The organism is Vibrio sp. Scap24, from assembly GCF_013394185.1.
Classification (GTDB): domain Bacteria; phylum Pseudomonadota; class Gammaproteobacteria; order Enterobacterales; family Vibrionaceae; genus Vibrio; species Vibrio pomeroyi.
The window spans coordinates 3036614-3057821 of sequence record NZ_CP041332.1 but is presented as its reverse complement, the minus strand read 5'-3'; the positions used below and the strand labels follow the sequence as shown (position 1 = coordinate 3057821).

Sequence of the window (21208 nt, the reverse complement as noted above, 5' to 3'; positions counted from 1 at the left end):
TAGCTGTTACCACGTTACTTGTTCAATTTATCTCAATCCATACGTTATAGCTCCCCCGTAGAAAGCCTTCATAAACGCGACTACAAGACTTAATTAGAAATCTTTGTGTAGATATCAGAAATACAAAAAGCCCCTGTAAGAACGCTTACAGGGGCTTTAATCTCTGCTCTTAAGCGAGAAGCTTAAGCTACTTCGATTGGACCACCGAATGAAGTTACTGGAGGCAGTTTGCCTTGGAACTTCTCGAAGTTAACCAAACACGTGTTTGCTGACGTTGCTTGAGCAAGTTCAGACGTACCGATATCTTGAGTTAGTGTGTTTGGATCGCCGTATGTATCTAGCGCGCCCACTTTCTCGTTGATCGGGCCGTACCAAGCACCTTCTTCGATACGAACAACACCAGGAGCGTAGCTATCCATCAGAACAGCACCTGCCAGTAGTTGACCACGGTCGTTGAACACGCGTACTACATCGCCATCTTTGATGCCTTTCTTCTTAGCATCTGTTGGGTTGATGTAGATTGGCTCACGGCCTTGTACCGCGTAAGTCGCACGCCACTCTTCAGATTCACACATCTGTGAGTGAAGACGCTTGTCTGGGTGACAAGATTGTAGCCAGTACGGGTGTTTGTCAGAGCCTGGACCACCGTGTGAACGTTCAGATTTCTCGAACCACATTGGGTGTTCTTGACAGTGCTCGTAACCCATGTTGCCAACAGTACGGCTTGTGATTTCGATGAAACCAGAAGGTGTACCTAGTGCGTTGATCTCTGGATCTTCACGGAATGAAGCGTGACGAGTCCATGGCTTACCTTTACCGAAGTCTAGGAAACCTTTTTCCCAGAACTCAGCGAACTCAGGCATCTCAAAGCTGCCTTCGTTTGAAGCGCGACATTCGTCGTACAGAGATTTAACCCACTGCATTTCGTCCATACCACGCGTGTAATCATCGTAACGACCCCAACGCTTAGTCAGGCTAGACATGATCTCGAAGTCAGTCTTAGACTGGAACAGAGGATCCACTAGCTTGTGCATCGCGATCAAACCACGGCCAGAGTATGCGCCGTAACCATCAATATCGTTACGTTCCCACTGAGTACATGCTGGAAGCACGATGTCAGAGTGACGACAAGTTGCAGTCCAAGCAAAATCAACAGCCACTACAGTTTGCAGGCTCTTGAATGCTTTACGCATCTTGTTGCGATCTTGGTGGTGGTGCCACGGGTTGTTACCACTGAATACCATCATCTTGATGTCAGGCAGTGTTACTGTAGCGCCGTTTGCTTTGATCTTCTTACCAGGCTCTAGCAGGCTATCTACCCAACGAGCAACAGGGATTACGCGGCTGTAACCGTTGTAATCAGTGTTAGTGTGCTTAGGCGATTGACCTTGGTCGATGTTCAACGGGAATGAACCCGGAGCAGCGAAGCCAGTTGAAGATACACCGATACCAGAGTAGTGGTGACCGTAAGAGATACCACCGCCTGGAAGACCAATTTGGCCAACCATTGCTGCGATAACTGCACACATCCAGTAAGGCTGTTCACCGTGCTCTTGACGCTGGATACTCCAACCAACAAGAATCTGTGTACGACCGTTAACCAGCATCTTAGCGAATTCACGGATTGAGTCAGCGCTTGCACCACAGATTTCTGCAGCCCATTCTGGTGTTTTCTCAACTTTATCTTTCGTTTCACCTTGAACGTACTTGATGAAGTCTTCAAAACCTAGACAGTAAGTTTCGATGAACTTCTTGTCGTATAGGTCTTCGTTGTAAAGAACGTGAGCAACACCCAGCATGAACGCTACATCAGTTTGTGGGTTGATGTACATTTGCTCGTTTTCTAGGTAACGACCTGTTTTGTTCTTAACAGGGTCAACAGAAACAACGTTGATCTCTTTCTTAGCAACTTTTTCTTTCAGCTGTTCTAGGTATGCGAACGACTCGTGCGTCTCACATGTCCAACCTACTTGCAGGTTTTTCACTGGATCGTTACCCCAAAGAACAATGTTGTCACTGTTTTCTAGGATAAGTTCCCAAGATGTACCTTGCGCGTAAACTTCAGTAGAACCTAGTACGTAAGGCATGATCGTTTGACCAGCACCTGTTGAGTAGTCACCGATTTTCTTCACAGAGTAACCGTGAAGTGCCATTGCACGTTGCATGTGGTTAGTACAGCTGTGGAACTGACCAGTTTGTCTCCAACCAGTTTGACCGGTGTGAAGCGCCCATGGACCGTAATCTTTCTGTACGCGCTCTAGTTCACGGTAAACAAGGTCTAGTGCCTCATCCCAAGTCACACGAATAAAGCGGTTGTTACCACGCGTCTCTGCGCTGTATTTATGCTTCTTCAACCAATCTAGGCGAACCATTGGGTAACGCACACGTGATGGGCTGTAGATAATACCTTTAATACCTTTCAACATCTCAGTTGGGTGTTGATCGATTTCTAGAGGTTTAATTTCTTGTACTTTACCCGCATAAACACGAGCTCGGAATGCACCCCAGTGAGAACCAGAGACTTTCCACGCGCCGTCTGTTTCTGCAGCAGACGCTGATGCCGACGCCAATAAGCTTGGACCGATAACCGATGCCGCACTTGTGGTAGCGACACCTTTCAGAAAACTTCTTCTTGTAATTGCCATTGTGTTACTCCAATTGACGTCTTATTAGTGATGGCCTTCAGAAAAATCTGATGAGTGCTTCTGTAGATACTTAAGAACAAGTGCTTCTGTATCTGTATCGAAGTTAACGAACGCAATCATACCATCTAGCATGCCTACCCAACCGTTAGCGCTGAAGTGAGCTTCATCTGGCTGTGAGTGACACGTTGAACAGTTAGATTGGTACGCTTGACCAGCTGCGTTCCAGATTGGATCGAAGTTATCAACCATAGACTCTTTCTTCATCCAAAGTGCTAGGTTAACTTCTTCCCAAGGAAGACCAGTTAGCTCATCTTCTTTCTTCTCACCAACAGTGATTACGTCACTTTGAGATACGTCTTTCGTCAAGATTGCAGTCGAGATGTTCATACCGAAGTCTTCTTGGATTACACGTCCGAAGCCTTTCGCTTTACGCCAACCGTCGATTTGAATCTTAATCATGTCGCCTTTTTCGTCGATCACTGCAACTTTACTTGCAGGGCTTAATAGACCCGCTTCAACTGTTGCTGTCTCATCCGTATACATTGGTAGGTGACGAATAGAGATTACGTCTGAACCATTTGCGTAAGATGTGCTGCTTGCTACATTTTCTAGCTCGCCAACAATACCGCTTGCTGATGCCATATCTAATGGAAGGTTGTGAGCAATACCTTTGTGGCAGTCAACACAGCTTTGATCACGCTCTGCCGCGTTCTTCATTTGGATACGCGCTGTTGGGCGCATGTTTTCGAAATCCATTGAATCGTAGTTGTGGCAGTTTTTACACTCTAGAGATTTGTTCGAAGAGAAACGATCCCATTCATGTTTAGCCAATTCGATACGACGAGCTTCGAATTTCTCAGGTGTATCTAGGTCACCAAATACTTGAGCGAATACTTCTTTAGATGCTTGCATCTTACGAGCGATTTTTGCTGTCCATTCATGTGGAACGTGACAGTCAGGACAAGTCGCGCGTACACCAGAAGTGTTTTTCCAGTGAACCGTTTCTTGTAGTTCTACGTATACGTTGTCACGCATGGTGTGACAGCTTACACAGAATTCTTCTGTATTTGTGTGCTCTAGAGCTGTGTTAAAACCGCCCCAGAAAATAACACCGGCGATAAAGCCACCCATAGTTAGTACACCAAGACTGATGTGTACCGCAGGGCGAGTCATTGTGCGCCATAATTTAACTAAAAATGATTTCATGTTTAGCTCTCTTAAATATTGATTCTAAAAAATGTTGTTACTAGAGGGCATTACATGCCGCCGTGAGCACCAGGAGGTCCGAATACGAATACTTGTAGTGCCCAAACTATGAAGCCGTAACCGCCTACAAAAGCCACACTTAATATTGGAAAGAGAACCACCGCAATGAAGAGGAATGACTTCCACTCCAACGAGCGTTTTTCGCCAGTTTCAATTTTTTTAACATCACTCATACATTTTGCCTATTTTGTATTTAGTAATTTCGAGTAACCCATTCTATGGGGCTAAAGTTCTTGAGTATCTAACAACAAATTTTAGACCATACTCAAAGTAGGGTTCAATCAAATCTCCCCTTATAACCCTTGCTAATCAATACTTTTTTGAGCTCATCCAAACTTGTTTTTAGTTAAACAAAGTTATTAAAAAGTATTAACAAATGTGAAGAATTAAGTATATTTCACAAATGTTAAAAACCAACAATTATATAACTACATTGTAACTAATTTTAACGTTTTACCTACTAAGTAGTAGCCAAAAAAGCCTCAAACAACCAATATTTTGTACTTTGGTTGTTAAATAATTGAGCACTTTTTGAATCGACGGGTTTGAAGCTGAAATGCATCATTTGGCACTTTCAGATATGATGGAGGCCTACTTAAAAGGAAGCACTATGCAAGACGTTATTGATATATCTTGGTGGCAGTTGTTGTTCTTCAGTTCACTTCTCTTGCTGCCCATTGCCATCAACCACAAGCTGAAACTCGGCCTTGGAAAAGAAGCCTCTATCAGCATCATTCGCATGGTTATTCAGCTGTTTCTTGTGGGTCTTTACCTAGAATATTTGTTCACTTTGAATAGTTTGTGGGTCAATTTGTTGTGGCTGTTTGCCATGATAATTGTCGGTGCGAGCTCAATTGTTGAGAAGTCTAGGCTACCAAGGCAGCTATTATTAGCGCCTGTTGCCGTTAGCCTTGCCGTAACCTGCGTCCCTATCGTTTTGTTTATCTGCTTTTTCATTATTAAACCAACACCGGTTTTCAATGCGCAGTACCTTATCCCTATTGCAGGTATGTTATTGGGGAATAGCTTAAGCAGTAATATAGTGGCATTGCAGAACTTGTTTGGTGCTTTTGAAACGCAGAAATCAGAATATGAAGCGGCAATCGCGCTAGGTGCGTCTCCAACCTACGCTGCTACACCTTTTGTACGTAACGCGATACAGAAAGCGATGTCTCCAATTATGGCTTCTATGGCGACCACAGGCTTAGTGACACTGCCAGGAATGATGACTGGTCAGATTTTAGGAGGCGCTTCACCGATGATCGCCATTAAATATCAACTGATGATCATGTTGGCTATTTTCGTGATGATGAGCTGCTCTTTGGCGCTGGCTCTTCACCTCTCATTGAAGACTTCTCTGACAAAAGAAGGGCGAGTTCTCGCTCAAATAAAACCGGCAAAATAGCCTCTCCACTCCCCTTAGATCTGGTTACTCACTGAGTTTGAGACAGGTTATCCACAGAAACTGTGGATAACCAAATCAATATAGATCCTTTTTTGTCCATTTCGACCATTCGAAAGATCATTGCTATTGATCCTTGGGTAATTTCAAAGACATATGCACACATGTTGATCAACGCTGTTGTCTCTTCTGATGACAAATAGATCAACAAAAAGAATGGTTTTCCACAAATAAAAAACGGCCTGCAATGCAGACCGTCTTGTAAGTGTCATATGTCAATTCGATTGTTTCGCTGAGCTTTAACGACTCTCCTCGACTGAACTTGTCACGCAATCTTTGTTGATCGCGTATTCTTTATTAGTCACGTAGGTAGATTAACCAGTACCACATACCAACAAAGATACCGCCACCAATGATGTTACCTATAGTAACGGGCAGCAAGTTGTTCATCAGAAAGTCCATCATGTTCAGGTCAACGTAATCCGCAGGGTTAGCGCCCGTCATTGTCCAGAATTCAGCAGGGGCAAATGTTTTGATGCCGATTGCTAATGGAACTTGGAACATGTTGGCAATACAGTGCTCAAAACCTGCTGATACAAACATCGCAACAGGCAGAATCATTACCGCGATTTTGTCGGTCAATGTGCGTCCACTGAATGTCATCCATACTGCGATACAAACCAATACATTACACATAATACCTAGTGCGATAGCTTGGATGAAATCATGGTGCATCTTATGTTGGGAAATCGCCATCGCGTTTAAGCCCACTTGGCCGTGGTCAAACATGTATTGTTTGGTCAGAAGCATACAGGCCACCAGCAACAAAGCACCGATCAAGTTGCCCACATAAACTGTCGCCCAGTTCTTAACGAGTGTACGCCAAGTGATCTTGCCACTTGCGCGCGCCACCAGAGTTAACACCGAACTTGTAAACAGCTCACCGCCAGTAACAACAACGAGGATCAAGCCTAAGCTAAATGCCAAGCCACCTAATAAACGTGTAATGCCCCATGGCAAATCACCAGCACCGGTGGTAACGATGGTGTAGAACACAAACGCAATACCGATATGGATACCAGCTGAAATCGCTAGGAGAAAAGATTTGATTGGATCTTTGGTTGCTTTACCTACGCCAATATCTGCAGCGCGCTCAGCCATTTGTGGCGGTAATAATGAGTCAAATTGGTTTAGATTCATGATGATTTACATTTTGAAACATGTCGTCGGGAGCGCGATAATCCTCTCTTTCATTTCTTAATTCAAGAGCTATTTTATGCTCGAATTTCCTTCAACAACCAAGAAAACGCCAAACCTCCAATGATATTGAAATTTCTTACGACTTTAGTAGTAAAAAGAAAAGTTTGATGAATGAAAACTTACCAACGATAAAAACAACACATCTATAAATATCAACAAGTTACGTTAAAACCAAAAGAATGACGTACACTATAGACGTGTTTTGAGGGCTTTTATTTTCAGATTTTGACATAGATCAACAGAACGTAAAAAAGCGCCCTGAGGCGCTTTTAAGTCAGTCACAAATAAAGACATTGGTTATGCTAAACCGAAGGTTCAATCACTTCTTCTGATGATTGATCTAAAGCCGCATCTTCGAGGTTAGATTCAACGTTAGTTGGCGTAAGGTCGGAATCGCTTTCATTCGCTACCTTACCACCTAAGCTTTTCAAGCTATCCACCAACTCTTCCAAGCTTTTGATATGAGCATCACTCTTAATCACCTGCTCATCCAATAGCTGATTGTGTTTGGTCGCTTCAGACAATTGCTGTGCTTGTTGCTGGTTTTCACTTTCAAGCTTAGCTAATTGCTCAGTCAACGTTTCGATCTCTGACTTTAATAAAGAGGTCATGTCTGAGCTTTTTAACGCTTTGACACTCTCTACAATCTTTTGAGACTGAATACGCAGCACAACGTCACGGTAATCTTCATCATTCACCACTTGTGAAATGCTCAGCAACTGGTTCTCAGCGTTCAATACCGACTGCTCAAACTTGTCCCCTTTCACGCTCGCCAGCACTTTCACTTCATGAGCGACGCTGCGCACGTGGTTCAATTCAAACTCGGCCGCTTGAACCGCATCTTGAATGATCGACTTTTCACGTGGGCTTGCTTTCACTTGGTTTTCTGCCAGCGCGATTTGAGCAGCGGCCTTAGCAAACGTTAATGGAACAACGTCATCAAAATCTTCATCTTCTAAGAACTCTAACTCATCCTTCAAAGGCTCAATGTATTTCTTGTGTGCCACTTTCACTTCTAGCAAACGAGCGTTATTGAGGAATTCAACTTGAGCTTCTTGTGCATCTTCCAGTTCGTCGACTAACACGTACTCGAATAGCTCGCTGTATTCTGAATACAACCTCTTATAGCTCGACGTAAACATGGTGTCTGCGCCAAGAAACTTAAGGTAATCCATTTGTACAATCGAATCGGCTAATACTCGGTCAGCCTTTTTCTTGAGCGCTAAGATCGCATCATAGTTCGATTTGATCAAAGCGATTTTTTCATCAAAAGCTTCAGCATAAGTTAGGCTAGAAAAAATCGAGTAGCTCTTCGTCAGGCGAGACTCGTCTTTCAGTAAGTCCGCATAGATGCTTTCAGCATCGTCCCATGCGTCTAACAGTTCATTGTAATTCTCTGGTGCATAGAGAGACAATTGAGCATGGTCTTCAAGCTTAACTTCCCATTCGGAGTAAACGCTTTGGACAGACTGGAAAGAACGGACCTCTACGGTTGATTCATTGTTGTTCGTGGTTTGGTTCGCGTCTGTCTGCTCTGAGGGTGTGCTTTGACAACCTGAGATAGCAAATAGCATACTAATAACTAATGCTACTTTGTTCGCTCTCACTGATGCATTTCCTTTTTTATTCAATATTAGCTGAATGCAATATATTTCTAGTCCCACAATATATTACAACCACTTAGCAATAAACATCATTCGTAATTTAAGTGGCTGCAAATCACCCAATCTAACCAAAATAAACCCATCATACGTCGATTAATCATTCAATTTGGTATCACTTATCAATTCTATTTATTTGCTATTGCCTGAGTTGTGAATGCGCACTAAGGTGAAGGTAGAGAACGTTATGAATATATAGGTTAATTATGAAGTACAACGCTGAACATATTGCTGATTTAAACCTCCTTCTTCAATTTGATGTAAGTAGCGCAGCTACGGGCATTAAAGTTCATCAAGAGGCTGCTCAAGAAACTCAAGACGCTGTTAAGCGCCTATTCGAAAAGAACCTTTGTACTCAGCCAGACGGCGGTTACCTAACAGATGAAGGTATCGAGATGGCAGAGCGCGCAGACAAACTACTTCGCGTACTTAAATAAAGCTTCATTGTTCTAGTAAAAACTCCACTCGCTTCGGCCGTGGAGTTTTTTCATTTTTGGGCAAAGGTTTGTTAGGCTTATTCTAAATCCATAGCTTGTCGTTGTGAGGTACAGATGGCTTCTATATTTATTGTCGGTGCAGGATGGGTAGGCGCCCCTTTATCTGAGCATCTAGAGAGACATGGTAACCGAGTGGTCGTCACCAAGACGACCCAAGCCGGTGCAGACACCATCGGTAATGAGCGTATTCCCTGTGAAGTATTCAGCTTTAACGCATCACAGGCTGAGCAAACTATCGGACAACTCTATTCGCTGTTACTCGAAAACAATGCTGAGATTGTAATAGGCAGTTTCCCTCCAGGTTTTCGAAAAGGTGCAGGTCAAGAGTATGCCGATTACTGGCAGCAACTAACCAGTGCTTGTCAGAAGGCGAACGTTAAGAAGCTCATAATGGTTAGCTCAACTACCGTATACCCAACCAAACCCGGTGTATTAAATGAGCAAGATGCCTCACTGTTCCTCTCCACCTCAGATAAAGAGCACGCATCTTCATTTTCCGATAACGCGCGTGTCATGCTGCATGCTGAACAATTGGTGATAGATTCAGGTATCGATTACACCATTCTTCGCTTTAGTGGCTTAATCGGTCCAAGTCGCCACCCATCGAGGTTTGCAAGTAAATTGAAGCAAGTGAGCACTCAAGCTCCGGCTAACATGCTTCATCTTGATGATGCCATTGGCGCCGTCGACTTCGCTATTAACCAGCTTCACAATGAAGTGGTTAATGTGACTACGCCAAACACCGTGAGTAAGGCGGAGTTTTATGCCGCGGCACTGAAAAGCGCGAATAGTAGCGAGCCTCTGCCACCAGTTGTTGATACACCAGACAAGCTGATCTCTTCGAAAAAGATTCTCGACTTAGGTTATTCGTTTAAATTCGAATCCACATTGGACGCACTGCATGACTGAACAATCTATAGCTAAGAAAGAGCCCAACATTAAACTGCACCGCGCGATCGACACCCTTTGGAATTTCATGTCTATGGGTCACAAGGTTTCGTCCTCAGACTGCATTTTTGTACTGTGTAGCAACGATACTCGTGTTGCTGAATACGCAGCCGAGCTCTATCACCAAAAGATTGCACCATACATTGTTTTTTCTGGTGGTGTCGGACGCTTTACCGAGGGCAGCTTTGATCGCTCAGAAGCAGAAACCTTCGCTGCTATTGCCCGCGACTGTGGCGTGCCAGATTCAGACATTATCATTGAGAAACACGCATCCAATACTGGAGAGAATGTCCGCTTCACTCATCAGTTACTAACTGAGCGAGGGCTATCTCCAAAAAGACTGACCTTGGTACAGAAACCCTTTATGGAGAAACGTACTTACGCGACCTTCAGTAAACAGTGGCCTGAAGCTGCGACAGAAATCACCGTGACATCAAAGTGGCAAGATTGGGTCGATTACTTTAATGAAGAGTTGCCATTGGACATGGTTTTAGGTGCGTTAGTGGCCGATTTTGAGCGCATCAAGTCCTACCCTGCTAAAGGCTTCCAGATCGAAATGCCGATTTCCGAGGAGGTTGATCACGCCTATTTAACGATTAAGAAGCTCGACTTTGAATAAATAGCAATGACCAATCAGAAAACAAAAACGGTGGCACTTGGCCACCGTTTCTAATTCTATTGCTTAGTATTTCAGCTATTGCCGAAACATTAATAAGCTGTTATTTACCTAACGCTTCTTTATAGTGCAAACGGCAGACAGACACATATTTGTCGTTACCACCAATGGCAACTTGGTCACCTTCAGCAATCGCAACACCGTGCTCATCAGTACGAATCACCATGTTCGCTTTACGACCGCAATGACAAATCGTTTTCAGCTCAACTAGTTTATCGGCCCAAGACAACAAGTAACGGCTGCCTTCAAACAGTTCACCCAAGAAGTCAGTACGTAAACCGTAACACAGTACAGGAATGTGCAGCTTATCCACTACTTCTGTTAGTTGGTATACCTGCTCTTTCGATAAGAACTGACACTCATCAATCAAAACACAATGACGTTTCTCTTCATCGTTTAGCTTTTTGATCGCATCAAACATGTTGGTGTCGTTTTTAAACAGTTGAGCTTCAGATTGCAGACCAATTCGAGAGCTTACTTTACCGATACCATAGCGATCATCCAGAGCCGCTGTGAAGATCACTGGCGTCATACCGCGTTCTTGGTAGTTGAATGACGATTGAAGAAGCGTTGTTGATTTACCCGCATTCATTGCCGAGTAGTAAAAATACATCTGAGCCACAGAAATATTCCTGTTAAATAAAATTGAATATGAAAAGGTGAAATTAGAGAATTTTTGCTAGAAAAAAGGGCTGAAAATCAGCCCTTTTTATAAGATTTACTTACGACGCCAAGTCGTGCCTTCAGGGCCATCTTCTAGAACGATGCCCAACTCGTTGAGCTTGTCACGTGCAAGATCGGCATTTGCCCAATCCTTAGAAGCACGAGAATCGTTACGCAGTTTGATCAACGCTTCGATTTCAGCCACTTCGTCATCGTTACCAGCCGCATCACCTTGTAGGAAGGCTTCTGGTTCTTGGTGAAGAATACCGATGATGTCTGCTAGTTCACGCATCAATGCACCAAGTCCGCTTGCTTTTTCAATGCTCTCAGGCTTGATACGGTTGATTTCACGCGCCATTTCAAACAGCACTGAGTAAGCTTCAGGCGTATTGAAGTCGTCGTTCATCGCAGTAGAGAAGCGAGTTACGTACTCTTCGCCACCAGCAGGAGCTGCAGTAAGGTCTAGGCCACGAAGTGACGTGTATAGACGCTCTAAAGATGCGCGAGCTTGGTTTAGGTTATCTTCACTGTAGTTCAGTTGGCTACGGTAGTGACCAGACATTAAGAAGTAACGCACTGTTTCAGCATCGTAGTATGCTAGCACATCACGGATAGTGAAGAAGTTACCTAGTGACTTAGACATTTTTTCTCTGTCTACCATCACCATGCCACTGTGCATCCATGTGTTTACATAGTCAGTACCATGTGCACAGCAAGATTGCGCGATTTCGTTTTCATGGTGTGGGAATTGCAGATCTGAGCCGCCACCGTGGATATCGAAGTGGTTACCTAGAATAGACGAGTTCATTGCTGAACATTCAATGTGCCAGCCTGGACGACCTGGACCCCATGGTGATTCCCATGTTGGTTCACCTGGCTTAGACATCTTCCAAACAACGAAATCTAGCGGGCTACGTTTTGCTGAGTCTACGTCAACACGAGCGCCAGCTTGAAGCTGATCAAGGTCTTGCTTAGAAAGCTTACCGTATTCTTCAAACTTCTTAACTTCGAACATTACGTCGCCGTTACTTGCAACATATGCGTAGCCGCGTTCAATTAGCTTTTCAACAAGTTCGATGATTTCAGAAATGAACTCTGTTGCACGAGGTTCAACGTCTGGACGCTTCATGTTCAATGCATCGAAATCAGCGTGCATTTCGCCAATTAAACGCTCAGTCAGAGAGTCACAAGACTCGCCGTTTTCGTTAGCACGCTTGATGATTTTGTCATCGATATCTGTGATGTTACGAACGAAGTTCAAATCGTAACCAAGGTAACGAAGGTAGCGAGTTACTACGTCGAAAGAAACGAACGTACGACCATGACCGATGTGACAGAGATCGTATATGGTTACCCCACAGACATACATGCCGACTTTGCCAGCTGTAATTGGTTTGAATTCCTCTTTCTGTCTTGTGAGCGTGTTATATATCTTCAGCATGATCTCTATCTATTTTATGGATTAATCAAAAATAAGCTCGCAGTATAACAAGTCATACCTTAATAGGTAATCCCCAAAAGCAGGAATTACTTTAAACATCCGAGTTAAGTGAATGATTTGATGATTTGAAAGTCCGCCAACATGCGCTAGAATTCGAACTTCATATTAAAAAGACAGTAAGGTAACAATCATGATCATCCTTCACACAAATTTTGGTGACATCAAAGTTCAACTAAACGAAGAAAAAGCACCAGAAACAAGCGCAAACTTCCTACAGTATTGCCGTGACGGTTTCTACGACAACACACTATTCCACCGTGTTATCGATGGTTTCATGATTCAAGGCGGCGGCATGACTTCTGGCCTTAAAGAAAAGGCAACTCGTGCAACTATCAAGAACGAAGCAAACAACGGTCTAGCGAACAAAGTTGGTACGCTAGCAATGGCTCGTACTATGGAACCGCATTCAGCGAGCTCTCAGTTCTTCATCAACGTTAACGACAACTCTTTCCTAAACTTCCGTAGCGAAAGCCTAGACGGTTGGGGCTACTGTGTATTCGCAGAAGTTGTTGAAGGCATGGACATCGTAAACAAGATCAAAGGTGTTAGCACTGGTTCTATGGGTATGCACCAAGATGTACCTCTAGAAGAAGTGATCATCACTGGTACTACAATCGAAGCTTAATTACTTGCTTTCGATTAGTATTAATAATTGATGAGCCGATAAAATCAGGATATAGGGAGCGAATCGCTCCCTTTTTTTAGACCTATGAAAACATATTTTATATCAGACCTGCACCTTGCTCCGTCACGACAAGACATCACTGACTGCTTCCTAACCTTCATGAAAAATGAAGCGGTAGAGGCGGATGCACTTTATGTGTTAGGCGACCTTTTCGAATTCTGGATTGGTGACGACGATAAGAGTGAGTTCGCGACCTCTATTCGCCAAGCGTTTATTGATTTGGTGAAAACAGGCGTACCTTGCTACTTCACTCAAGGTAACCGTGATTTCCTTGTCGGCAAAAAATTTGCTAAGCAAACCGGCGTGAAACTACTAGACGAAGTATCGACAATCGATATCTACGGCCAAAAAGCGGTTGTGTTACATGGTGATACCCTATGCACCGAAGATGTAAAATACCTCGCTTTCCGCGAAAAAGTGCATCAACCGTGGCTACAATGGGTCTTCAACAGAATTCCATTTTTCATCAAGAAGAAGATCGTCTCGAAGGTTCAATCTGATATCAAAGATGACAAACAAACTAAGTCTCTCGATATCATGGATGTGACACAACAAGAAGTCGAAGATGTGATGGAACGAAACAACGTTGATCTAATGATTCACGGCCACACTCATCGCCCTGACATCCACGCCTTCAATGCTAATAATTGCACTAAAACCCGTATCGTACTTGGCGATTGGTATACGCAAGGCTCAGTGCTGGTGTTCACTCCGCAAAGTTTTGAACTACAGAATCGAGAGTTTAGCAATAGCTTTCAACATCAGTCTTAAACTTTCACTTTGATTATTATTGTCGGTCAGACTTTCTTAGATTGTGTATGGTAATTTCCACTGAATTAGCTATTATCTCTCTATCAGAAATAAACCGAACACAGTACCAAGTTGAAATATTCATACGTAGCGCGTCAACCAATACTCGATACAGATAAGAAAACCATAGGTTACGAGTTGCTATTCAGGGATGGTCCTAAGAACACTTTCCCTGAAGTAGAACCGGAGCTCGCTACTAGCCGTTTGCTTTCCGACCACTTTTTATCAACCCACTATAATACGCTGGGTGATAAGCTGGGGTTCGTGAACTTTCCTTATGCAAGCCTGATTAACTTGGTCCCTACCCTATTTCCAAAAGAAAGCCTCGTAGTCGAGGTTCTTGAAGACTGCGAACCAACAGACGAGCTACTTGAAGCCATTAAAGCTATCTACGATGCGGGTTATACCATCGCATTGGATGACTTTGTGCCAAGTAAAGCGTGGAAACGTTTCTTACCTTACGTCTCTATTATCAAGTTTGATATCCGTTTGATCTCTATTGCGAAAGCTTCGATGTTCATGAACTCTCTCAAAGGGCTAAATATCAAGTTCCTTGCTGAAAAGGTCGAGACTTACGACGAGTACCAAGAAGCGAACCAAGCTGGGTTCTCCTACTTCCAAGGCTACTTCTTTAGTAAGCCGGAAATGATTCAAACTCGTGCGCTCAACCCTGCTTTTTTGACCATTGTTCAACTGTTGAAAGAGATCGCTAACGATCCTATCGACTTTAGTGAAGTAGAGCGTCTGATCACTCTGGATGTGACCCTATCTTATAAGCTACTCGCTTATGTGAACTCGGCTGGCGGCTCAGCAACGACCATTCGTTCATTCCGCCAAGCACTGATTTACCTAGGCGAGCAAAAACTGCGTAAGTTCGTTTCACTTGTGGCGATCGCATCAGCGAAAGAAGACAAGCCAGATTCACTCTACGGTTTAGCGGTATTACGCGCACGTCAATGTGAGCTCTTAGTCGAGAAAATGAATGTGAAGGTTGAGCCCGGACAAGCCTTCCTAACTGGTATGTTCTCGTTGCTGGATTCACTGTTTGACCAACCGTTGAAGCAAGTATTGGACTCAGTGCCAATCGACGACGAGATTAAACAGGCCCTTATCCAACGCAAGGGCGTGTTAGGTGCCATTTTGGCTATGGTTATAGCTTATGAGCAAGCTCGATGGGATGAAGCAACGCGCATTCGTAAACTTCTCAAGCTCAGCGAGGCTCAATTAGGCCAAGCTTACGATGAAGCAACGAATTGGGCACAAGAGCTACTTTCACCAGCCTTGAGATAATTCACTTCTAATAACCACTTCAATAGAAACTAAGCTTTGGTGAGCGATCGTTTCTTGGTAAACTCCAACGCATTCATTTATGGCCTCTTAATAGAGGCCATTTTTACAGGATTTGACTATGTCTTTATGCCCGTGCGGTAGCAAAAATACTTACCAACAATGCTGCGAATCAGCGCACCTTAATCACAGTTCAGTTGAAACACCTGAGCAATTGATGCGCTCACGTTATTCAGCGCACGTGTTGGGGTTAGTTGATTATGTTATTGCGACTTACCACCCTAGCTGTAATGCAGAAGCTCAAAGAGAAGGTATTGCAGAATCTATCGATAGTGATTGGGCTGGCTTAGAAGTCATTGATACCGCCGGTGGCTCACACGAGAACGAAGGCTTTGTCGAGTTTAAAGCCTACTTCAATGAAGACGGCGCGCAATACGGCATGCAAGAGCGCTCGCGTTTCGTTCGTGAAGATTGCCTTTGGTTCTATATCGATGGTGAGTTCCCAGAGCAAGAAAACGAACATGAAGAGCTAACAGAGCCAGAGATTGACCCGCGCCTAAACCAAACCGTAGAGAGCTTCAAGATCGGCCGCAATGACCCTTGTATTTGTGGTAGCGGTAAGAAGTATAAAAAGTGCTGCGGCTAATGCTGAGACTTCAGAGAGCTGAGTACTAAAAAGATTCCTGATGTCGCTTAGGCTCCTCGGAATGACGAGGCCTAAAGGTGAAGCAATACATTCAAGAACGCTAAAAAGCCCCGTAAACATGGTTGTTTACGGGGCTTTTATCTATCTTTTACGTGGTTCAGCGAATCTAAAGAGAGCTTACTTATGGCGCTCTTTAAGTTTATTCACTACGTCGTTCATCGATAGACCTTGGTCTTGAAGAAGAACCATTAGGTGGTAAATCAAATCTGCTGATTCACACACTAACTCCGCCTTATCGCCCGACGTCGCCGCAAGCGCGACTTCAACGCCTTCTTCGCCCACTTTTTGCGAAATACGCTTGGTGCCACGGGCATATAAACTGGCAGTATAAGAAGACTCAGGATCTGCGTCCTTGCGGGCAGCCAGTAGCTGCTCAAGTTGATGAAGCCACACCATCTGGGTCTCTTCTTGCGGATCGACATCCCAACATGTGGTGTTACCTAAGTGGCACGTTGGACCAATTGGGTTCACTTTTACCAACAAGGTGTCGTTGTCGCAATCAAGTGACATGTTCACCAGTCGCAGAACATTGCCCGAGGTCTCACCTTTCGTCCACAAACGCTCTTTAGTGCGTGAGAAAAAGGTTACTTGACCCGTTTCACCGGTTTTCTCAAGTGCTGCTGGGTTCATGTATCCCATCATCAACACTTGGCTCGATTGGTAATCTTGAACAATAGCTGGCACTAAACCATCTACTTTTTCCCAGTTAATACGCTCTGATAATGCGCCTACTGCTGCTTTTGATAAGCTTGCGGTTTCAAAACTCATAGTCGCACCTCTACATCTTGTTGTTTTAAGTACTGTTTAAGTTCACCAATATTGATGACTTGCTTGTGGAATACCGAAGCCGCTAATGCCCCGTCCACGTTGGTCTTGTTGTAGGCTTCAGCAAAGTGCTCCATCGCACCTGCGCCACCCGAAGCAATCAGTGGCACATTACACACTTCGCGCACCATGTTGAGCTGCTCGATATCGTAACCGTTACGAACGCCATCTTGGTTCATCATGTTTAATACAATCTCACCGGCGCCACGCTTCTGTACTTCCTGCACCCAATCTTTGGTTTCCCATTTGGTCGCTTTGGTACGCGCTTCATCACCAGTAAATTGGTAAACCTGATACTTACCTGTTTCTTTGTCGAAGTATGAGTCGATACCAACAACGATACACTGCACGCCGAACTTATCAGCAAGGTCAGTGATCAATTGAGGGTTAGCCAGTGCAGGCGAGTTGATCGATACTTTATCCGCACCAAACTCTAGAATGCGCGCTGCATCTTCTGCTGATTTAATACCACCAGCTACACAGAAAGGAATATCAATCACTTCTGCGACACGTTTCACCCAGCTCTTGTCGACGACACGACCATCGCTTGATGCTGTGATATCGTAAAATACTAATTCATCAGCGCCCTCTTCCGCGTAGCGCTGTGCTAACGGAACGATATCGCCAATGATTTCGTGGTTACGGAACTGAACGCCCTTAACCACTTGTCCGTCACGGACATCCAAACAAGGGATTATTCGCTTTGCCAACATGCAAATGCCTCCTCTGCGGTAAACTTGCCATCAAGTAACGCGCGACCAACAATCACACCAGCAACACCGCTGCCTTTTAGAGCTTCGATATCCGCTAGGCTGCCGATGCCGCCCGATGATTGGAATTGAACCTGTGGGTACTGCTTACAAAGATCAACGTAAAGCTCTACGTTTGATCCTTCTAACGTGCCATCACGTGAAATGTCGGTACACAGAACGTGTTTAAGACCCACTGTTAGATAATCTTCAATCAGCGCTTCAATCGTAACGCCTGAATCTTCTTGCCAACCTGAAATCGCCACTTTACGAGTGCCGCTTTCGTCGATGTTGATATCCAGAGCCAGTACGATTTTCTCAGCGCCGTATTTTTCCATCCAACCTTTTACAAGTTCAGGTTGCTTAACCGCTGTTGAGCCAACAACAACACGTTGCGCGCCAGCTTCAAGTAGGTCGACCACATCTTGCTCATTACGAACACCACCACCAATTTGAATATTGGCAGGCGTGCTAGCAAGTAGCTTTGCGATTAGGTCAAGTTGACGGGCGGTTGTGTCTTTTGCACCCGTTAAGTCAACAAGGTGAAGCCAACCTGCGCCAGCTTGGTGATATAGGTTAAACTGCTCTGCAGGGTCTACTTTGTATTCTGTTACTTGCCCGTAATCACCTTGGAATAAGCGAACTACTTGACCTTCAATTAAATCTAATGCGGGAATAATCATTTACATTCCTTATATGGCAACGTTGGCCGCTGCCTAATCCTTATTACAATTCCAAGAAGTTCTGAATCAGCTTAGAGCCGGCTTTTGAAGAACGCTCTGGGTGGAACTGAACACCATAATAGTTGCCACTTTGCACCGCCGCTGTGAACGGATTACCGTAATTACATTGTGCGATTGTGTAGTCACCCACTGGCATTGCGAAGCTGTGAACGAAGTAGAAGTACTCGCCTTCTTCAATGTCTTTAAATAAAGGGTGGTTAGGTGTCGAAGTTACTGTGTTCCAACCCATGTGTGGTAGGGGTAAATCGCCCGTTTCAAGTAAACGTACTTCACCATCACACAAGCCTAGACATTCAACTAGCTCGTCAGCCTTTTGGCCTTTCTCTTGAGACAGTTTGCCTAGCAGCTGCATACCTAAACAAATACCCAGCAGAGGCTTCTCTACTTTCTTCACAAGAGAAACAAGGTCGCGCTCTTGTAGATTCTTCATTGCCTCACTTGCTGTACCTACACCCGGTAGGAAAAGCTTGTCAGCGGCAAGGACGACTTCTGGTTCTTTTGAAATCTCAACTGCGTAACCCAAACGTTCAATGGCAAATTTCACCGAAGAAACGTTGGCACACCCAGTATCAATAATGACGACTTTTTGATCTTTCATTGTTTTTCCTTGCTAACGTTAGCCTTACAAGACGCCTTTGCTGCTTGGCAACTCATTACCTTCAACTTTGATCGCTTGGCGAAGAGTACGGCCAAACGCTTTAAACAAGCTCTCAATGATGTGGTGATCATTATTGCCATCAGAAGAAAGGTGTAGCGTACAAGCCAGTGTGTCGGTTAGAGAGCGGAAGAAGTGAACCACCATCTCGGTTGAAAGATCACCCACTTGCTCACGGCTGAATTTAGCATCGAACTTCAGGTATGGGCGACCAGAAAGGTCTAACGCACACTGAGCTAAACACTCATCCATTGGCAGGCTAAAACCAAAACGGCCAATACCGCGTTTGTCACCTAGCGCATCTTTCAGGGCTTGGCCTAACGCAAGTGCTGTATCTTCTACTGTGTGGTGATCATCAATGTGCAAGTCGCCTTTCACAGTTAGGTTCATTTGGAAACCACCGTGTGTCGCGATTTGATCTAGCATGTGGTCGAAGAAACCCATACCTGTATCGATCTTATTGCCACCGGTTTCATCAAGGTTTACGGCTACCTTAATGTCGGTTTCTTTGGTCGTACGAACCACTTCAGCAACGCGAGCGTTAACCGTCAGATCTTTAACGATCTGTGGCCAGTTAAGCGTGCCTTCCGTTTCTGCGTCCGGGCCATATTGAATACCGCGGATTGCCATGTTCTCTGCTAGTTGCAGGTCAGTCACTCGATCGCCAATCACAACAGAGTGTTGGAAGTCGACTTTCCCCCCCTGCAGGTATTCTTTAACCATACCTAGCTTAGGCTTACGGCAAGAGCAGTTGTCTTCGTCAAAGTGAGGGCAAATAAGCACGTCATCAAACTTAACGCCTTGAGATTCGAAGAACTCCATCATCATGTTGTGTGGCGCATCGAAATCTTCTTGAGGGTAGCTATCAGTACCTAGACCATCTTGGTTAGTCACCATCACTAGACGGTAACCAGCATCTTGCAATGCAAGCAGGCTAGGAATCACTAGCGGTTCAAATTTTAGCTTGTCTAAACGGTCTACTTGAAAGTCGACTGGCGGCTCAACAATTAAGGTGCCGTCACGGTCTATAAAAAGTATTTTCTGTTGTTTACTCACTTGAACTTCCTTTTAATTTTAAATCTGGTGGCCTAGCTAAAATCAAACGCTAACCCAAAATATTGGTTTCATTTGTCAGTCGGCAATTAATAAATCTAAGACTGACAAATGTTATTACTGGTAAACCTTTCGTTACTGAAAAAAGTTACGAATGAATCCAAGTGTCTTTTCGCACTCTTCGCGGTTACCAATACTAATCCGAACACAGTCTTCGATTGGCGAGTTACGTAAAATAATGCCACTGTCCCATGCCGCTTTAAATAATTCGTCGCCGTTAGGGAATTTAACCAATAGGTAGTTACCCCAACCATCAAATACCGTCACTTGAGGTAAGCCCAATAAACCGGCTTGTAAATAAGCACGGTTCGCACTTAAATCCAGAACCTGAAACTTCGCTCTTGCAAGGCCTTGTTCTGAAAGTGCTTGAACGGCGATATCAGCAACCGGAATTGGCACTGGGTATGGTGCAATCACTTTCAACAATACATCGATAAGCTCTTGGTTCGCTAGCGTAAAGCCACAGCGTAAACCGGCTAATGCAAAAGCTTTAGACAGAGTACGAAGAATCGCTAGGTTCGGGTACTGTGCAAGCAAATCAACGGTTGATGCTTCAGGGCAGAAGTCGATGTACGCTTCATCCATCACCACAATCGCTTTGTCTTGAGTCATTTCAAGCAACTTGATGATGTCTTTACGATTAACCAAATTACCGGTTGGGTTATTTGGGCTACAAACAAACACCACTTTCACATTGTCTAGTTGCGCTTCAATCGCAGGAAGATCCAGTTGCCACTCAGCGGTTAGAGGCACCACTTTACGCTCAACACCGATCGTCTCTGCACTAATAGCGTACATACCGTAAGTGGGTGGGCAGTAAAGAATAGCGTCTTCGTTCGGCTCACAGAAAGCACGAATCAATAACTCGATGCCTTCATCAGCACCACGAGTTGTCAGTGTTTGCTCTGGTTTAACACCTGCATATTGTGCGTAAGCGTCAATCAACTCTTTAGGCTGACATTCACTGTAGCGATTAAGACGAGACAGGTTTAGGTTGTACTCGTTATCAAACGGAGATTCGTTGGCGTTTAGCCATACATCACCCGTGCCGCCAATGCGTCTCGCAGACAAGTAAGGTGTTAGAGCCTGAACTTGTTTTCTTGCTAACTTTTCCAT

Annotated in this window: 21 protein-coding genes; 8 read left to right on the top strand and 13 right to left on the bottom strand. The window is 44.4% G+C overall.

Features of this window, described 5'->3' with window-relative positions:
- Positions 1-182 precede the first annotated feature (182 nt).
- The 3 genes from torA to torE are packed head-to-tail and all read right to left on the bottom strand — an operon-like array spanning position 183 to position 4084.
- On the bottom strand, positions 183-2645 hold the full coding sequence (gene torA / locus FLM53_RS13690) for a trimethylamine-N-oxide reductase TorA (RefSeq protein ID WP_176681620.1): 2463 nt from the start codon (positions 2643-2645) through the stop codon (positions 183-185).
- A 24-nt stretch (positions 2646-2669) separates the two neighbouring features.
- Complete coding sequence (gene torC, locus FLM53_RS13685) at positions 2670-3851, bottom strand: pentaheme c-type cytochrome TorC (RefSeq protein ID WP_065205537.1); 1182 nt, start codon at positions 3849-3851, stop codon at positions 2670-2672.
- A 50-nt stretch (positions 3852-3901) separates the two neighbouring features.
- Entirely contained in the window at positions 3902-4084 is a 183-nt protein-coding gene (gene torE, locus FLM53_RS13680) for a trimethylamine N-oxide reductase system protein TorE (protein WP_010440051.1), read from the bottom strand.
- Between the two features lie 437 nt (positions 4085-4521).
- Here torE and FLM53_RS13675 point away from each other — a divergent pair, with 437 nt between their 5' ends.
- Positions 4522-5316: an ABC transporter permease gene (locus FLM53_RS13675; RefSeq protein WP_176681621.1), complete on the top strand. Its 795-nt coding sequence runs from the start codon at positions 4522-4524 to the stop codon at positions 5314-5316.
- Positions 5317-5670: 354 nt separating this feature from the next.
- Here the strand turns inward: FLM53_RS13675 and focA are convergent, their stop codons facing one another.
- Both focA and FLM53_RS13665 read right to left on the bottom strand, forming a co-directional pair.
- The gene (gene focA, locus FLM53_RS13670) at positions 5671-6513 is read right to left on the bottom strand and encodes a formate transporter FocA (protein WP_048614492.1); all 843 of its coding nucleotides are present in this window, start codon (positions 6511-6513) and stop codon (positions 5671-5673) included.
- Positions 6514-6875: 362 nt separating this feature from the next.
- Positions 6876-8180, bottom strand: coding sequence for an ATPase (locus tag FLM53_RS13665; protein WP_176681622.1), 1305 nt, complete (start codon positions 8178-8180; stop codon positions 6876-6878).
- A gap of 260 nt (positions 8181-8440) precedes the next feature.
- Between FLM53_RS13665 and FLM53_RS13660 the strand changes: the two genes are divergently transcribed.
- From FLM53_RS13660 to FLM53_RS13650, 3 genes are all read left to right on the top strand, one after another.
- Entirely contained in the window at positions 8441-8671 is a 231-nt protein-coding gene (locus FLM53_RS13660; RefSeq protein ID WP_017630468.1) for a TIGR02647 family protein, read from the top strand.
- 114 nt (positions 8672-8785) lie between these two features.
- Positions 8786-9640: an NAD(P)H-binding protein gene (locus tag FLM53_RS13655; RefSeq protein ID WP_176681623.1), complete on the top strand. Its 855-nt coding sequence runs from the start codon at positions 8786-8788 to the stop codon at positions 9638-9640.
- Positions 9633-10298: a YdcF family protein gene (locus FLM53_RS13650; protein WP_176681624.1), complete on the top strand. Its 666-nt coding sequence runs from the start codon at positions 9633-9635 to the stop codon at positions 10296-10298. Before FLM53_RS13655 ends, FLM53_RS13650 begins: the two co-directional genes overlap by 8 nt.
- A 100-nt stretch (positions 10299-10398) precedes the next feature.
- Here FLM53_RS13650 and FLM53_RS13645 read toward each other — a convergent pair whose 3' ends face one another.
- Positions 10399-10977, bottom strand: coding sequence for a thymidine kinase (locus FLM53_RS13645; protein ID WP_048658319.1), 579 nt, complete (start codon positions 10975-10977; stop codon positions 10399-10401).
- A 96-nt stretch (positions 10978-11073) separates the two neighbouring features.
- On the bottom strand, positions 11074-12459 hold the full coding sequence (gene cysS, locus FLM53_RS13640) for a cysteine--tRNA ligase (RefSeq protein ID WP_176681625.1): 1386 nt from the start codon (positions 12457-12459) through the stop codon (positions 11074-11076).
- A gap of 190 nt (positions 12460-12649) precedes the next feature.
- Here cysS and FLM53_RS13635 point away from each other — a divergent pair, with 190 nt between their 5' ends.
- From FLM53_RS13635 to FLM53_RS13620, 4 genes are all read left to right on the top strand, one after another.
- Entirely contained in the window at positions 12650-13144 is a 495-nt protein-coding gene (locus tag FLM53_RS13635) for a peptidylprolyl isomerase (RefSeq protein ID WP_017060275.1), read from the top strand.
- An 84-nt stretch (positions 13145-13228) separates the two neighbouring features.
- Positions 13229-13975 carry a UDP-2,3-diacylglucosamine diphosphatase gene (gene lpxH, locus FLM53_RS13630; RefSeq protein WP_176681626.1) on the top strand — a complete coding sequence of 249 codons (747 nt, stop codon included), beginning with the start codon at positions 13229-13231 and terminating at the stop codon, positions 13973-13975.
- Positions 13976-14086: 111 nt separating this feature from the next.
- Positions 14087-15304 (top strand): EAL and HDOD domain-containing protein, encoded by a 1218-nt coding sequence (locus FLM53_RS13625; RefSeq protein WP_176681627.1) that lies wholly within the window; start codon positions 14087-14089, stop codon positions 15302-15304.
- Between the two features lie 118 nt (positions 15305-15422).
- A complete protein-coding gene (locus FLM53_RS13620; protein ID WP_176681628.1) occupies positions 15423-15947 on the top strand; it encodes a YchJ family protein in 525 nt (174 codons plus the stop codon).
- Positions 15948-16124: 177 nt separating this feature from the next.
- On the opposite strand, the gene hisIE is transcribed toward FLM53_RS13620, so the two are convergent.
- From hisIE to hisC, 6 genes are all read right to left on the bottom strand, one after another.
- Positions 16125-16775 (bottom strand): bifunctional phosphoribosyl-AMP cyclohydrolase/phosphoribosyl-ATP diphosphatase HisIE, encoded by a 651-nt coding sequence (hisIE, locus tag FLM53_RS13615; RefSeq protein ID WP_176681629.1) that lies wholly within the window; start codon positions 16773-16775, stop codon positions 16125-16127.
- Positions 16772-17545, bottom strand: coding sequence for an imidazole glycerol phosphate synthase subunit HisF (gene hisF, locus FLM53_RS13610; protein WP_176681630.1), 774 nt, complete (start codon positions 17543-17545; stop codon positions 16772-16774). The genes hisIE and hisF overlap by 4 nt, the downstream gene beginning before the upstream one ends.
- The gene (hisA, locus tag FLM53_RS13605; RefSeq protein WP_012604374.1) at positions 17527-18264 is read right to left on the bottom strand and encodes a 1-(5-phosphoribosyl)-5-[(5-phosphoribosylamino)methylideneamino]imidazole-4-carboxamide isomerase; all 738 of its coding nucleotides are present in this window, start codon (positions 18262-18264) and stop codon (positions 17527-17529) included. The genes hisF and hisA overlap by 19 nt, the downstream gene beginning before the upstream one ends.
- A gap of 43 nt (positions 18265-18307) precedes the next feature.
- Complete coding sequence (hisH, locus tag FLM53_RS13600; protein WP_176681631.1) at positions 18308-18922, bottom strand: imidazole glycerol phosphate synthase subunit HisH; 615 nt, start codon at positions 18920-18922, stop codon at positions 18308-18310.
- Between the two features lie 24 nt (positions 18923-18946).
- On the bottom strand, positions 18947-20035 hold the full coding sequence (hisB, locus tag FLM53_RS13595) for a bifunctional histidinol-phosphatase/imidazoleglycerol-phosphate dehydratase HisB (protein ID WP_176681632.1): 1089 nt from the start codon (positions 20033-20035) through the stop codon (positions 18947-18949).
- Positions 20036-20167: 132 nt separating this feature from the next.
- A complete protein-coding gene (hisC, locus tag FLM53_RS13590; protein WP_017630679.1) occupies positions 20168-21208 on the bottom strand; it encodes a histidinol-phosphate transaminase in 1041 nt (346 codons plus the stop codon).